Source organism: Candidatus Ponderosibacter sp. Uisw_141_02 (genome assembly GCF_048087665.1).
In the GTDB taxonomy this organism is placed as follows: Bacteria; Pseudomonadota; Alphaproteobacteria; order Puniceispirillales; family Puniceispirillaceae; genus UBA3439.
On sequence record NZ_CP159807.1, the window covers coordinates 1,509,282 to 1,524,714 of the forward strand.

At 44.8% G+C, this 15,433-nt stretch carries 13 protein-coding genes and 1 pseudogene; 5 read left to right on the forward strand and 9 right to left on the reverse strand.

Annotation, left to right across the window (positions count from 1 at the left end; all coding sequences use genetic code 11):
* Window positions 1-2: 2 nt before the first annotated feature.
* From ABXT40_RS07610 to ABXT40_RS07635, 6 genes are read right to left on the reverse strand one after another with little or no spacing between them, the layout of a single operon-like run.
* Window positions 3-884 (reverse strand): AAC(3) family N-acetyltransferase, encoded by an 882-nt coding sequence (locus ABXT40_RS07610; protein WP_443645020.1) that lies wholly within the window; start codon window positions 882-884, stop codon window positions 3-5.
* A complete protein-coding gene (locus tag ABXT40_RS07615) occupies window positions 881-2,188 on the reverse strand; it encodes an O-antigen ligase family protein (protein WP_443645021.1) in 1,308 nt (435 codons plus the stop codon). Before ABXT40_RS07615 ends, ABXT40_RS07610 begins: the two co-directional genes overlap by 4 nt.
* Window positions 2,176-3,345, reverse strand: coding sequence for a glycosyltransferase family 4 protein (locus ABXT40_RS07620; RefSeq protein WP_443645022.1), 1,170 nt, complete (start codon window positions 3,343-3,345; stop codon window positions 2,176-2,178). Before ABXT40_RS07620 ends, ABXT40_RS07615 begins: the two co-directional genes overlap by 13 nt.
* Window positions 3,342-5,174 (reverse strand): asparagine synthase (glutamine-hydrolyzing), encoded by a 1,833-nt coding sequence (asnB, locus tag ABXT40_RS07625; protein WP_443645023.1) that lies wholly within the window; start codon window positions 5,172-5,174, stop codon window positions 3,342-3,344. Before asnB (ABXT40_RS07625) ends, ABXT40_RS07620 begins: the two co-directional genes overlap by 4 nt.
* Window positions 5,175-5,211: 37 nt before the next feature.
* Window positions 5,212-6,495, reverse strand: a complete 1,284-nt coding sequence (locus tag ABXT40_RS07630) for a hypothetical protein (RefSeq protein ID WP_443645024.1) — start codon at window positions 6,493-6,495, stop codon at window positions 5,212-5,214.
* Window positions 6,496-6,504: 9 nt separating this feature from the next.
* The gene (locus tag ABXT40_RS07635; RefSeq protein ID WP_443645025.1) at window positions 6,505-7,779 is read right to left on the reverse strand and encodes a lipopolysaccharide biosynthesis protein; all 1,275 of its coding nucleotides are present in this window, start codon (window positions 7,777-7,779) and stop codon (window positions 6,505-6,507) included.
* Window positions 7,780-7,947: 168 nt separating this feature from the next.
* Between ABXT40_RS07635 and asnB (ABXT40_RS07640) the strand changes: the two genes are divergently transcribed.
* The gene (gene asnB, locus ABXT40_RS07640; RefSeq protein ID WP_443645026.1) at window positions 7,948-9,822 is read left to right on the forward strand and encodes an asparagine synthase (glutamine-hydrolyzing); all 1,875 of its coding nucleotides are present in this window, start codon (window positions 7,948-7,950) and stop codon (window positions 9,820-9,822) included.
* A gap of 11 nt (window positions 9,823-9,833) precedes the next feature.
* Here the strand turns inward: asnB (ABXT40_RS07640) and ABXT40_RS07645 are convergent, their stop codons facing one another.
* Entirely contained in the window at window positions 9,834-10,562 is a 729-nt protein-coding gene (locus ABXT40_RS07645) for a glycosyltransferase (RefSeq protein ID WP_443646987.1), read from the reverse strand.
* Window positions 10,563-10,631: 69 nt separating this feature from the next.
* A pseudogene (locus ABXT40_RS07650) lies at window positions 10,632-10,916 on the reverse strand (hypothetical protein); the annotation flags it as partial.
* On the opposite strand from ABXT40_RS07650, the gene ABXT40_RS07655 reads away from it, so the two are divergent.
* Window positions 10,812-11,030 (forward strand): hypothetical protein, encoded by a 219-nt coding sequence (locus ABXT40_RS07655; RefSeq protein WP_443647020.1) that lies wholly within the window; start codon window positions 10,812-10,814, stop codon window positions 11,028-11,030. The pseudogene ABXT40_RS07650 and the gene ABXT40_RS07655 overlap by 105 nt on opposite strands.
* On the opposite strand, the gene ABXT40_RS07660 is transcribed toward ABXT40_RS07655, so the two are convergent.
* On the reverse strand, window positions 11,027-12,121 hold the full coding sequence (locus ABXT40_RS07660; RefSeq protein ID WP_443645027.1) for a glycosyltransferase: 1,095 nt from the start codon (window positions 12,119-12,121) through the stop codon (window positions 11,027-11,029). The genes ABXT40_RS07655 and ABXT40_RS07660 overlap by 4 nt on opposite strands.
* Before the next feature lie 197 nt (window positions 12,122-12,318).
* Between ABXT40_RS07660 and ABXT40_RS07665 the strand changes: the two genes are divergently transcribed.
* From ABXT40_RS07665 to ABXT40_RS07675, 3 genes are read left to right on the forward strand one after another with little or no spacing between them, the layout of a single operon-like run.
* On the forward strand, window positions 12,319-13,461 hold the full coding sequence (locus ABXT40_RS07665; RefSeq protein ID WP_443645028.1) for a glycosyltransferase: 1,143 nt from the start codon (window positions 12,319-12,321) through the stop codon (window positions 13,459-13,461).
* Window positions 13,451-14,434: a glycosyltransferase family 2 protein gene (locus ABXT40_RS07670; RefSeq protein WP_443645029.1), complete on the forward strand. Its 984-nt coding sequence runs from the start codon at window positions 13,451-13,453 to the stop codon at window positions 14,432-14,434. The genes ABXT40_RS07665 and ABXT40_RS07670 overlap by 11 nt, the downstream gene beginning before the upstream one ends.
* Window positions 14,353-15,381, forward strand: a complete 1,029-nt coding sequence (locus ABXT40_RS07675; protein WP_443645030.1) for a glycosyltransferase family 2 protein — start codon at window positions 14,353-14,355, stop codon at window positions 15,379-15,381. The genes ABXT40_RS07670 and ABXT40_RS07675 overlap by 82 nt, the downstream gene beginning before the upstream one ends.
* The last annotated feature ends 52 nt before the right edge of the window (window positions 15,382-15,433 follow it).

Sequence of the window (15,433 nt, forward strand, 5' to 3'; positions counted from 1 at the left end):
ATCTAACCGATCCTTAATTTCAAAAATTTCGAGATCATATGGTATGTTTTTCGCGGGTAAAAGGTTAACACATTTGCGCCATTGTAACGGTATCGTCCATAACAACTCAGGCATAATTTGTTGTCACAGCGGACTAACCCTGGCTGATTTTCAAGCACATTAATACAAATTTTATAGGATTTAGCTGCATCAACTAAACCGCTGAGGCTTCGTCCCACCTGACCAAATACAACTGCATTTTGCGCAAGGTGGCGTCCCCATAAATTGTGAATACCGCGCGTACAACCCCCAATTTCACGCATTACGTGATCCATCATCTCACCAGCTTCATTTACGTATGAAGTCTTAAAAATCCCTCTGAGTGGGTGGGTGCGTGTGTGGCCAAGGGTTTGTTGCGCAAAGTGAAATGGCATCGGACAGTTAACTTCATCTATGGTGCCTAACATCAGGTTTTTTCCACCATGCTCAATAACTAAGCCATATGGATCATAGGCTCCTGATTGCACAGTATGTTTTTCCAATTCAATCGCCAGCGGGCCAACTGCAATACAGGAATATATTGGATGAGAACTCCGGATAGCATCAGATGTAAGCGTGATGTAAGCATTGGCTAAGCTTCCAGACGTGCTCTTAGAATCTTGGGTGAAAATGGGAATGGGCGCGCGACCAAAGCGGAGGGCAACATCACTGTAAGTAGGCAAGATAACTGTTCCAGATGGGCCAAGCAACTGTGCAAAAATGTCTATCCAATCGCGTAGCGTTTGCGCGCGGTTCACGTTGAAATATCCAACCTTGATCAAATCTGAAGACACAAATATCACATCACCCTCAGCAACACCGAGTGCCTTTAACTGACCTTGAATGTCTCGTTTAGAAAGTTTCACGATGCGCCTGGCCCCTCGCCATTAACTGGCGTTGATTGACCACGATCTGTTATTTCTTTCATCTTGGCAATCGAACCAATTGCCGCCGCCAGCAACACCTCCACATAGACGTAGGCACAAAGATGTGCAACGATGGCAGATAGACCTAACGCCCCAGAAAGACAAATGAGGGTGTAATTCTGTGATGTTAATTTCACCTTTAAAACTTCCCAGAGAATCATGGTGTACAAGATAAGATAAAACAGGACCCCGATCAGCCCTGCATTTACCCAAAGACCGAGAAAGTTATGGCTATATGCGCCAACCGAACTTGCATTGACATAGGAACCATAATCGCCAAATAGTGGGTTTTCCTTAATCGTTTGCAACGCAGAATTAGTCTGAGATAGACGTTGCGCAAAACTGTCATCAGCCATCGGCTCGGCCAACGCCAAAATCCGCAAATAGGGCAAACTGTCAAATATTCCGAACCGTTCAAACATGAGGCCCAAAAACACGCAACCAAACAAAGCAACACCGGCATAGACCAAATCCAAGAGCTTCATATTTTGAAAAAACCGATGCACGATAATCAAGGTTGCCGGTATGGCGCAAACAAATAGTATTATTTCTGTACGAGATTGGTTGACGACCAATGCGATGGCAAAAACACAATAACATAGAAATGCCAGCAACCCACTTCTAAGCGAGAAGCACGTAATGAGAAACACGACCAGCATCGATCGGGCAAAGCCCTGATACGAAAAACCATACTGGGTTTTTCTAAAACCGAAAAAAAGCGATCCAAAATCGGTGTTGAATAACACAATCAGCAACATACAAAACGCCGAAAACCCCAATAGAATTTTAAATGATAATTTTTCAACATTGGCGAGCCGGAAAGCAAGAAAACATGTGAGATTGGAGATAACGCCACCAAGATTCCAATACAACAAATCTCCAACGGATCCTTGGGGGATTCCCTTCATGTAAAAATAAATAGAAACGGCTGATATAAAAAGTAAGAACCCAAAAAAAATGTATTCCAATTTATAAATATACTGCCTGTCAAGTATGACCTTGACCAGATAACAAAGCGACAAAATCGGGAACAGCAAGAGCATTAAACTGCCCCAACCACCATAAAAAATGGGCTCAATCCAAAGCACACCAATCGCGCTTTGGTAAAAAAACAGCCCCGGGTAAATCAGAAACAGCGAGACATTGGCAACATCATCTATGGAGACTGATTTTTGCAGCGGTTTGGCGGCGTTGCGAACAGCGTCGGACAGTATAACGAAGGAGCTATTTTTCACGATGGGCATGCCAAATCTTTGATTAAATGGTCATAGAGAGAGAAAAGCTTCTGCTCCTCTGTAGCCCAGTTAAATTTTTGTGCGATTACTTTTTTACCATTATTGCCCATTTTCTTGGCCAGGTTTGGATTATCAATAATAAAATCGATTGCCTTCGCTATCGACCTCGGATCTTCAGGGTCTACCAATATACCACATTCGTATTTTTGAATTATCTGGCGCCATTCAGGAAAGTCAGACGCAATAACGGGTATCCCGGCTTGCATATATTCAAACATCTTTACCGGAAGCGAATACAGATAATTTGGGGTAGCTTTCAAGGTCACAATACCTGCCGATGATCGGCCGAGAATATCTCTTATTTCGGATGCACCAACCCAACCGTGAAACTTGACATTAGCCCAACCGGGTTGCTCCATCACAGATTGTTCAGTGTTCTTCTCCGAAAAGCTACCACAGACATCAAAGCGGATATGATTGTGGCAGAGCTCCAGCGCTACAATCATTTCAAAAACACCCCGATTAACACCCAAATTACCAACATATGCAACTCTTTTTGTTGAGCTTTCACTGCGCCTAAAAGGCTTCGACCGAGCCTCCATAAGAGGGTAGTTACAAACAGTTACGCTGCGCTGGTTGTACATGTCAAACTTTGATTTTATGTGAGGCGTGGCGGCAACGACAGCGTTCAATCTTGCAGCGATGCTCTTTTCGACAATGTTCGAGAAGCCAGCAACAAACATGCGAAATGGTTTTGGAATATATGTCTTTGCAAGAATGGTTTTCGGCAAGTCCTCATGTGCGTCATACACCACCTGCGCACCGCAAAACACCTTCAAAAGCCAGCCAATTAAAAGCAACTCAGGGTCATGAAAATGATAAATCTTTGCATGCAATTTGCGCGCTCTACTAAAGATACGAAAGGGCGTAACCAACATCCGCAAAACACGTGACGACTGTTTTCCCACACCGATAATCCTGACGCCAGACATATCCTCATCCCGCTTTCCATCAGCCACAATCAAAGCAACATGGTAACCATGGTTTTGTAGTGACCTACAGAGCTTGTGAAAAATGCGCGTGTCTGCCCTGTCATGCGCAGAGGTAAGGTGACAGACATCGATTTTACTCTGAGTTCGCCTCAGGTTTTCACATTTAACATTCATATCGCACTACTGACGTTAAATTCTTCTTCCCACAATGCAATGATATAGAGCTTCCACATAACATCCTGTTTTTTATAATTTTTTTTAACAAACTGTTCATTCCTGAGGAACATTTTTAAAAGCTTTGACGACTTAATCATAGACAACATTTTGGTTTGGTGACATTCAATCCAGTCAGATTGAGGCGCCTCAAAACCAAATTTATTGACCCTCCAAACAATAGCTTTGGGCAACATATCCATCATCGAGGATCTCAGAATACGCTTGGTCCACCCATCTGATATTTTGGCATCAACAGGCAGATTGTAGCAAAATTCAACAAGCCGGTGATCAAGAAAGGGCAATCTGGTCTCAACCGAATGCCACATTGAATTTTTATCTTCGAAGCGCAGCAAAGAAGGAAGATTAGAAACAGTCAATTCATACTTTTGAAGGTCAAAGAAATTTTTACTACTTGCGGCATATCTATTTATGTCTTCACCTGACACAGGCTTTTCTATTAAGTGACGGAATTTTGCTCTGACTTTTAACTTTCTAATAAATGCAAAGTTGAAATACAGATAATATTTTATTAACCCAAATAACGAAACAGCGGCATTGTTATTCGCAATACGCCTAGCCTGTTTGTAAGCGTAAAGGGGCCCCTGTTCTCGATGCATCTGGCGCAGATAAGGCGCAAAATATCGGTCATATCCTAGCAAAATTTCGTCTGCGCCCTGACCATCAAGCAGAACTTTAATGCCATGCTTTGCGGCAGCCCTCATGACCTCAAACTGCATAATTATGGATGCCGAACCAAAGGGCTCTTCCTGGGCACGCACGACCTCACGCGTGACAGTTTTAAATCGATGATAATCAGGCTTAATCACGTGCCAATCCAAAGTATTGGCCTCGGCAACAATCTTGGCAAAGCCAGACTCATCTCTATTCGGGTCAGTGGACGCGGCCGTAATTGCCTTGAATGGTTTTGATGTTGATTGGGAAGTCTGCGCCGCCGCAACAGATGCAATTGACGAGCTGTCAAGCCCACCACTGAGGCAGGTTCCAACAACAACATCCGAACGAAGCCGTAATTTTATAGAGTTCAGAAAAAGGCTCTTAAATTCATTTTGCAGGTTGTCAGGGTTACGTAATGCGCCTGACTTGCGTCTCTTTAAATCATAATAGGCGAAAATTTTTATTTGGTTTTTGGTGAGATCAAATACCAGATTATGGCCAGCAGGGAGCTTGTAAATATCTCTGAAAAACGTCTCAAAGACATCTTCACCCGTTCCTCCCACAATGAACCTTTCAAGGAGAGATTTATTAGCTATCACCTCACCAAGTTCAGGCAGTAATTGGCGGATTTCCGAACCAAATAGGAACGCAGTTTCCGATTGATGATAATAAAATGGCTTCTCACCGAATCGATCCCGCGAACAAAAAATAATGTTGCGCTTCACATCAAGAATTGCGAATGACCACATGCCGTTCAGTCGATTTACACAATGCTCACCCCATTGCCGGTAGGCGTTCAACAACACTTCAGTGTCAGAATTGCCCACAAATTCATAACCGTGCGCTATAAGTTCCTCCCGCAATTCAAGAAAATTATAGATTTCCCCATTATAAGTGATATGTAATTGTCCATCGGGGCTTGGCATTGGTTGCGCACCCTGATCACTGAGGTCAATGATTGCTAAGCGCCTATGCCCGAGGGCAACATTGCCAACTATTACCGATCCTTGACCATCAGGCCCGCGATGAGCAACAAGTGCCGCCATCTCGTCAATACGATTGAGGCTTTTCAAGTCGCCCTGTAACTGGACTATTCCGGCAATTCCACACATGACTTTAATCTCTATTTGTTGCCACTTTGGAGGATTGTTAACACAATTTTTTAATAACAAGTTTAAGGTTTTTTCTAATCTTAGTATCAATGTTCTCGATAAAGCGTCCAGACAGGCCAAAAAATTCCTGGAACCGCTCAACCTCATACCCACCTCGTGCAATTTCACTTTCTGAGGGGACGTAAAGACAGTCACCAACACCATAACCCGAAACAATACACAATCCATCACGGTGAGAAGAAACATCCAATAAAGCTGACCATTCCGACAGAAGCTCTCCATTCATGGTTATAATCGCTGCATGACTCCCGAATGATATCGCCGTGATTGAAAGTGCAATGTCACCGAGCGACTGGTCCCTAAAAACGGTGAATGGCTGCCCTCTTTCATGATGAAGTTGCAAGTCATGCAGTTCTTCCCAGACAGAAACACTGACAATATCCTTGATGAAGTTAGCTGCATTACGTGACCATAGCCAATATGAATTGGGGTCAAAAACGGGAATAGACTTGTTAAAGGGTGCAAGGGAAATTAATGCCTGCATAAATGACTGCCGCCCCAGCTTAAGGGCCGGACATTTGGGAATGGAAGAGCCCGCGAAACCAGGCAGAAAAATAGAAATCAGATCGTCACCATATGCCTTCTTGAGCAGCCCTCCTACAACCCCCGGAAAATCTGGCGAAATGGACGCGTGTTCTGGTGCAAAAGCCGGATGAGCTGAAAGACTCCAGACAATTGCACGCACCTTACCCATCGCACATTTGAAGAAAATGGCTTTGATTTCATTATCCACTTCGCCGTTTGGGTTTGGGGCAAGAGCAACTGTTCGAACCAAGCGAAGTCTACCCTTTTTCAAACGCCGATAATCCAATTGCCACGCATCTAGCCGGCGATTTATAACAAGGTCTGTCGCAATGCTACCACCGCCAATCTGCGCTAGTTTGACGGCCCTCTCATCAATAATTCCAGCTGCGATGCGGGCCACGACCTTGTCAAACCACGCAGCTGATAACTTGCCAAGTTTTGGCAGCGATTTTGCCAAAGCTGGCGCATTATGAGTGTGCGAAGCAATGATATTCAGATGATATTTTTTACCCAGCCTGTTAGCCAATGCGTCGTGGAATTGGCCATCAATAAACAACGCATCAATGGAACCAAAAACCAACTTTTGCCCATCAGTTAGATCACTCACCAACAGGCTTGCCTTTAGTCCACAACCAGATCCATCCCACATTCTTGGTGGATAAAAACCAGCCAGATCGACGCCTTCATCCGGCAGCCCCAAATCGATTTCTATCGCTTTTGTCAGGTTTTCCCCCATAACATTCACTTAATTTTTCTTACTCGCCCCAAAGGGCCTTGTGCGTCTTGAAAAGCAGAGGCTGGCGATGGCATCAATCACGTACATTACTGACAATTGCAAAACATAAAGAAGAATAAATGCCTCAAATTCCATATCTAGCAACCAGGCAACACCGACAATTACAATGGTGGTCGCTAACCGCGCAAAATGCCAACTTGGCCCATACCACCAAGCATTGACGATAATGCCGGCGCGATCAAATGGCGTTGTTAAAAATGACAGAGCCGCAGCGACGCAGAAATAGCTTGCGATTACGCCAGCCTGCGTCCAGCTATCACCAAAAACAATCGTGTATAGCTGCGGCCCAAAAAGGAAGACAAGCAAAAAGCCACCACTGCCCAGCAGCAGCAGTAGTTTTGCGCTGGAAATCAGCAGTCCAAAAAATGACTGACCCTTTGAAAACTGTTGCGACGCCTGCTGATAAAACACCTGACCAACAGCGTTACCCATCAAGGCAGTTGGCAGGGCAAGGGTAGACATGACCAGCGATAGGTAACCAGCATCCGCACCGCTCCAATGAATCGCAACAAATGAAAGGGGGACGATTGCCGTAACGGCTAACATAGCATGCGAAGAAATTAGCGATCCGTTCAAGCGCAAGAGCCCCAGACTTTTCGCCCGCGTTACCCCGTCCCGTAAATCCCCCATAAACGGCCCTGATGTTATGTGAAAGTGACGATGGAACATGAGAGCCTTGCCAAGCTGCCCCGCCAAGACGGCGATCCACAACCATAATCCACCAAGTGACAGCACCCCGCCTAACAATGCAACACTGCTGTTGACCGACCGGTTCACGAACTCCGATAGCCCGGAGAATTTGAAATTTCCACCGCGTTGATCGAGCTGTTGAAGCCCCTGCGCGGCGACAATCAGAAAGGCTGCCAATGGAAGGGACATCACCCAAGGGTAATAATATTCAGGGATTGCAGGAACGTTTAGCAGCAGAGCGCAGATAATTGTCCACAAAATGCAGGTCAATAGCCCCATCTTCAACACCAGTTTGATCAGCTTTTGTGCATCGTCATCCTTTGCGGGCAAAACAATCAATTGCTCGAACCTGAATGAAATCAATATCGCAAAAAGCCCCAGATATTGCATAAAAAGCCCAAGAGCCCCTAAATCTGTTGGCGAATAAAGCCGCGTAATAATAGGCATCGTGACAATGTTGATGATCTGTGCAAGTGCGCTCCCAGACACTTGCCAATAAAGATTCCTTGCATATTTTTTGGTAATTGAGAACATTGTAGAACCGATCCACTATTCGTTATCGCAGTTAGTGACTAACGTTTCTAACCTAGATCAATTGATAGGTTTGTTTTAAAATATTGCTTCTTGATACAAGAGGGCACACTATTCACATTTATGACGCTTCATGCCCCTCAGTCTTCTCAAAGCTAGGTAAAATCTCAAATGTGCGGTATTTTAGGCCTTGTACATGCTCACCCGCCAACGCCTGAGCAGGCAACAGATGCAATTGCCAAAATTGCGCGCCGAGGGCCGGACCACAGTCAAAACCTGCAAATTACCGAGGATACTTGGTTCGCGCACGCGCGGTTATCAATCATTGACCTTTCCGATAACGGCAACCAACCCTATCAATTTGAACATCTCTTTATCACGTATAACGGCATGATTTACAACTACAAAGAACTGCGTGAAACGCTTCGCAAAGCTGGCTACGACTTTGTCTCGTCAAGCGATACAGAGGTTCTGATAAAAGCATGGCATTATTGGGGCGAAGGGGCGTTGCAAAACCTTAATGGCTTTTTCTCATTCGCAATATATGACAAGCAGAAAAAAACCACATATATCTGCCGCGATAACGTTGGTAAAAAACCGCTCTATTGGCGCCACTGGCAGGATGGAATTGCTTTTGGCTCGCGGCTAGACGCGATCGAGGCGATAACACAAATGGAACGCATCCAACCAGAAGCCATTCAATGGCTTTTTTACCTCAAATACATTCCTGAGCCCCTAACGGCTCTGACAAATATTTTTAAGCTGGAGCGTGGTCACTGTTTGATGTTTAACAGCGACGGCATTCACATATACGAATGGGCAAATCTTGGCTTTGTAGGTAAGTCAGGCCAACGAACCGCTCCAGCAACAAAACAGATTATAAAATCCTCCATAGAGCGAGCTGTTGACGCACGCTTGACTGCCGATGTGCCGGTTAGTTGTTTGCTGTCGGGCGGAATTGACTCATCAATTGTCGCCATGATTGCAGCTCGCAAGCAAAAGCTAGACAGCTTCACGCTTGCCATTTCCAGCCATAAAAATAGCCAACAATTCGACGAATCTGCCATTGCACGCAAAACCGCAAACATCATTGGTAGCAACCACCACGAGATACGGCTGGATGAAGATGCCATTCTGGACGTCATCACCCCCTTATTTGCGACCATTTTGGATGAACCATTGGCTGATCCGGCGGCGATCCTTAATCATCATATTTTTAGTAAAGTGTTACAATCCTATAAAGTTTGCTTGACTGGGGACGGCGCTGACGAGCTTTTTGGCGGATACAGGCGCCATCGGGGCCATGTTATCTCACAATCACCATTGCTAAACAATCCCATCACAAGACCCCTAGCAAAACTGTTTGGTCAAATTATCCCGGATAGGCGAGATTCATGGCATATGGAACATCTCAGGATCGCCAGACGCTATTTGATGACAGTTAGCAACGCTGCCAGTGGATGTCATCACTGGCTTACAAACGATGACCTTGTTGCGAGCAATTTCGCTAACGGCCTTGATCACAAATCTGAATTCGCCAAAAAAGTAGCAGAACTGGGGTTGGAAAAACGTGGGCTGGACCCAATCAACACCATGCTGGCACTCGAAATTGCGCTGACCATACCCAACCAGATGATGGTAAAAGTCGATCGAACAAGCATGGATTTGGGAGTTGAAGTGCGCTCGCCATTTCTCGACCAGTCAGTCATTGCAGATGTCTTTTCCATACCGGGTCATAAAAAAGTTAGCATGAAGCAAGGCAAGGTGATCCTTCGTGAAATATTTCAAGATGATCTGCCGGATCACGTTCTTGAACAAAAGAAGCGGGGTTTCGATTTGCCGGTCAAAGAATGGCTGGACGGACCATTACAACCATATCTTCACAGCGCCATGGACGAAGAGTTTCATGCGGCAATCGGGCTAAAAACCGAGACCGTGCGAGCGTGGGTTCGTGACTTGGCACAGCGTGGCTCACATGTCGCATCGAGTCATTTATGGACGCTATTGGGGATCAAAATCTGGTTTGACAGCCGCCAATCTTCATAGGCTTGGAAACATTATCTGCGCCGGTGCGCTCGCCTCTTGTAAATGTTCTCAAAGGCTAGCTGCACCGATCCAGCATCCATCTTCTGGTTTAGAATTATTTGCCGGCTTGCCTTTCCAAATTCAACCAAATCAACATCCATAAATGACCGGATGACTTGCTTCAGGCTTTGAACATCGGCCGCTTGAGATAAAAACCCATTCTCACCTTCAATCACAATATCCCTGTTGCCGTTCGTATCAGAGGCCAATAATGCACGCCCCATTGACGCCGCCGTCAGCAGAGCCATCGGAACCCCCTCCCCGCCATGCGACGGCAGGCACGCGACATGACATTGGGACCAGAATGCCGGCATGTCATCAACAAAGCCGCGCCACTCTATCTGATCCCTGTTGCATGCAGCGCTGAGAAACTCTGATGTCAGGCTAACCGGATTGCCATAATCGACATCTCCCGCCAGCAAAAGCCTGATCGGCAAACCCTCATCCAATAGCGCGTCAAAAGCATCAATCATGTCCTCGACACCCTTAATCTTTACCATGCGGCAGGCGATGCCAAAGGTAATTGGCAATGCAGGCAATGGGGTGACAGCATAATGCGTCATGTCTACGCCAGACCCCCGAACCAGGTGGGATTTCATATGCCGAAGCAAGCCAGAATTCTCAAAGACCTGCTTGTCATCTTCATTTTGAAACAGAATTTCTATATTCCGTAATTTGGAAACGATGGCAAAAATCATCATCACCGCAGACTTGAAAAATCTATGAAAAATGCTGTGGTTAGACAGCGAAAATAAAAAGCCAAGACCATTGATCGAAAACAGGAACCTGCTCGGCCACCATAATAGCGACACCAAAAGGCCAACGGGTGATGATTTCAATCCAATGACATGAACCAATGTGGGCCTCAATTTCAGGCATAGCATCAGCAGCTGAAAAAAGCCCAAAATTGTTGAAAATATTGGCCATCTGTCATTTTGAAGGGGACGCGAATGCAAGGTGAATCCGCGCGTCGCAAACTGATTGGCAAAGCCATCATCAATCGCCACTACATGAATTTCATATCCAAGGCTCGATGCGGCCTGCGCGGTAGGCAACCGATGAGAGAGGAAATAGCTACCTTCACCCAAAAAATACAGAACCATTTGTTTTTTCAAAACCGACCTCGGTCGCTTGATCTTAAGTGGAAACGAATCATCATGAAACTCTAGGCATTCAAAACAAAATTAATGGTGTCTTCCCAATGATCTAGGACATTATCAATTTCGTATGATGCGGGGCGGGATAACCCATTCCTTCCAAGCCGACGCAGTTCTTTTTTATCTCTCAAAAGCGCTCTCAAACTTGCTGCCAACGACCCTACCCGATCACCATTCGACGCAACTAAAACACCATTAAAGCCGTGCTTGATAATCTTGTTTGTGCCCTCGCAGTCGCTAAAACCAATACACGGCAGTCCTGCCGAGGATGCCTCTGCGGTCACCAACCCAAATCCTTCAAAGCTCGAAGCAACAACAAACAAATCCGCTTCTGCATACTCTCTTTCTATGTCACCTGATCTGTCCAGAATTTCAACAATATTGCCAATAGCCAGCCGTTCAATTTGCGAGAGAAGCGATAGTTTTAATTCCCCTTGACCGATAATTCTTAGTCGCCATTCAGGAAATTCAGCGTGAATTTTGTAAAATGCGTCAATAAGCGTTTTATGATCCTTGAACTCAACGAGCCGGCCAACATTTAAAATCGTAAAATTGGGCTTTGTTGAAGCCATCACCTTTGCAATTTTTGGCATCACACGAACTGGATTATGAAGAGTCAGTTTTTTTTTCAGAGGTATTAATTTGTAACTTTTTGCAATTTCCTCTGATAAAAAACTTATGTGCGACGACAGGTTGCCGGCAAGACTGACGAAAAAATATTTCGCTAGACGACCATTGTACCAATCACGATTAATATGTTCACACGCCACAAATTTTATATTGCAGAACCAGAATAGAACTGATAACGCGACGAAAGTGGATGGCAAAAAACCAAACACAACATCGGGTTTGATGCGTATAACCTCTCTCTTCATGTGCAAAAACTGTGTAAGGTTGGAAAGGAACCCCACATTTTGCTCACCCAAATTTACAAGATAAACCAAACTAGAAAATTCGTAAAAGGGCTGCTGCCCCTTGGCGTCAAACGATAGCACATACACATCGTAACCTCGACAGGATAATCCATTCGCAACAGAGGCCAAAACCCACTCGGCTCCGCCAGAAACGCCAGCTAGATTTTTGATACAAAAAACTATTCTCATGGCCGTGAGTTTACCCTAAAATGGGAAAGGTGACTGCAATTTCTACTCTGCAATCCAGAAGAACTTGAACATAACCGCTTTGGGTGGAACTATGCTATAAAAAAACAAATGGATAGAGTTAGTTGCTTTCTCTAAAAAATCACTTTTAATCAATGAAAATTTAAAACTCACTAAAAACGTAAAAATTGAAACCTACAATGACCAATAATGGCAACCAACATACTCGGCAAAATACAATAAAAACTATTGGCCTGTACTTCCATTCACTGTCAGGTAAGGGGGGCGGTGCAGAACGGCAATTGGTTCAACTTGCGACAGCACTGGCAAGCCGAGGCCACCACGTCCATGTCATAACATGGGATGAGAATACCGACGTGGCATTTTACCCAATACCTAAAAGTGTTCACTGGCATAAACTTGGCCTGAAAGCTGGGTTTTTGGGAAAGTTATCTCGTTTACAAAAACTTAGCACCACTCTGAAAGATAATGGCATAAAAACTTTGGTGGGATTCGTGATTGCAAACAACAAGGTGGTTATCCTCGGCGCGCTTATATCAGGAACCTCGCTTATCGCTGCCGAACGAAATGGCCCGACGCTATACTACGTAAAACACAATTTTTTCAGCAGGTGGATAAACTTTCTTTCTCTTTTGTTCTGCAAGCGTGTGGCTCTGCAATTTAGTGATTTCATAGATGGATACCCCCGCTTTTTACACAGCCGTATGAGGGTTATTCCAAATGCTATACTTCCAAGCTTAAAAAAAGCATGTCCCGGAATTCCTGAAAAAAAAGCCTTTCAAATGCTATTCATTGGTAGACTTGACTCGCTTCAGAAACAACCCACTATCCTGGTAAATGCTTTTGCAAAGATTGCTGATGAAAACCCAGACTGGCATTTGAAAATCGTTGGTGATGGTGAGGCCTGGGAGCCGCTATTCACGTTGATTCGTGCATTGGGCATAGCAGACCGTGTTACATTGACTCCATCTACATTAAACGTAGGCCCGTTCTATGAAGGCGCCGATTTGTTTGTGATTTCGTCTTTATGGGAAGGGTCACCGAACTCCCTTGCTGAGGCAATGGCCCACGGGCTGCCAGCCGTTGGGTTTAATGTGGATGGCGTAAGCCAGCTAATTCAGGACAAAGTTACAGGTTGGATTGTCCCCACCATAGAGGAAACCGCCCTTGCCGAAACGTTGTCCCAAGCTATAGCTAGTCCTAAAAAGCTGGCAAATATGGGCGCGGCAGCTCAAAAGGCAACCCTGCCCTACCAAGAAAATATGATTTATGATCAATGGCAGGAATTAATTTTATCAGTCGGAAAAAACAATGGCATCTGATGCAGATCTAGCTGTCACGATTGGTGTAACAGCGTTTAATTGCGAAAAAACGTTGGGTGCCGCAGTGGCTTCTGCGCTTGCCCAAGATCATCATGACATTCACATTCTAATTGTTGATGATTGCTCTTCTGACAGGACAAACAAAATTGCCCGACGTCTTGTTGAGACTAATCCAAATGTCACTTTGATTAGCAACAGTAAAAACATGGGCGTTTCAGGCAGCCGCAATATCATCATCGAAAATACCAAAACACCGTTTATCGCATTTTTTGATGATGATGACGTCAGCAGGCCTGATCGGATTAGCAAGCAATTAGCAGCGATAGTCGCGTGTGAGGAAAACACTCATCAAAGTTTGATTTTATGTCACACGGCGCGCCTTGTCACCTATTCAAACGCCCAAACACGCTACCACCCAAGCTTAGCACAAGAAGCTGGCACGAACGGCGTTAGCGGGGCAATTGTGAGTGAGGCAATCCTTTGTGGAACCAGTGATTATCGGCTGCGGGGCGCTTGTCCAACCTGCTCTCAAATGGCGAGAACAAATGCTTATCAAGCATTAGGAGGGTTTGATCAAAATTTACGCCGTAGCGAGGACACCGAATTATCTATTCGAGCGGCAGAAAATGATGCAAGGTTCATTGGAATAAGAGATCCTTTAGTTTATCAGAAAATGACCCTCAGGGCCGACAAAAACATAGAAATAGAAACTAAGAATTGGTTATATGTTCTCTCCAAACATCGCAGCGTTATTGAACGCAAGATGAGCTTCTCCTTTGCTATTAACTGGCTTTATCTACGCCATAATTGGCAGGCTAAATTCTATAAAAACTTTACCCTGATATTACTAAAGCTTGTCTTAACTTCGCCGTTTCAAACATTAAGGAAACTGTGTTTAGCTATACCAAATATGGGGATAAATGCAGCAATGTCCAAATTCCATCACAAATCCGAACCCCGCAAGCAACCATGAAAGCAGATTCATCCAAGGTTAGCATCTGTATCCTCTGCTACAATGCGGAGGATTCAATAAGCCGCGCCATCGAAAGCGCAACTGATCAAGACTACCCAAATAAAGAAATCATTGTAGTAGATGACGCATCAACAGACGCATCATCAAAAAAATTGAAGGAATTGCAGAAAGAATACAATTTCAACCTAATCACACATGCCCAAAACAAAGGACAGGGATCAGCCCGAAACACCGCAATCGAGGCGGCCACGGGAGAATTTGTTATCTTTTTCGATGATGATGACGTGTCCACTCCTCAGCGTGTAAGCCAGCAGCTGAAAACGATTACCGCGTTCGAGACCCGCTTTAGAACCAAACTCATAGCGTGTTATGCATCAGGCTTTCGTTCATATCCAAACGGGTATAAGGTATTTTCTGCTGCAATTGGATCAACGTCACTCACGCCACCCCATGGCCCAGATATGGCAAAATACCTTTTGGCCTATTACCGGAGAAAAGGTTGGTTTTATGGTGCCGGCACGCCAACGTCGGCACTTATGATTAGAAAAAAGCTTGTCCAAGATATTGGCGGATTTGACCACAATTTTAGACGTGTGGAAGATGTGGATTTGGCAATCAGGCTTGCCTTGAGTGGCTGTTATTTTGTTGGTAGCCCTGAAATGCTAGTTGAACGGCAGATGACCGATGCTCAGTACAAATCGGCTGAGTACAATTGTGAGGCCGAGCAAAGCTTGGCAAAAAAATACAAATCATTTCTTGATGAAGCTGGCTTGTTTTACCATGCATACAACTGGCCAAACCTTCGATACCGGCATTTTAGAGGCGAATATTTGTTGTTTGCATCGCAATTAATTGGGCTAATACTGCGCAATCCATTTAGAACCATTGAGCACCTTTTGGCCACTGGCCCAAGACGCCTTATCCATGAGAAGAGAATGAAACGATAAGCTTGTTTTCTTTTCCCCACTCTCAAAATCAGTACATTTACCGTAATTAGAT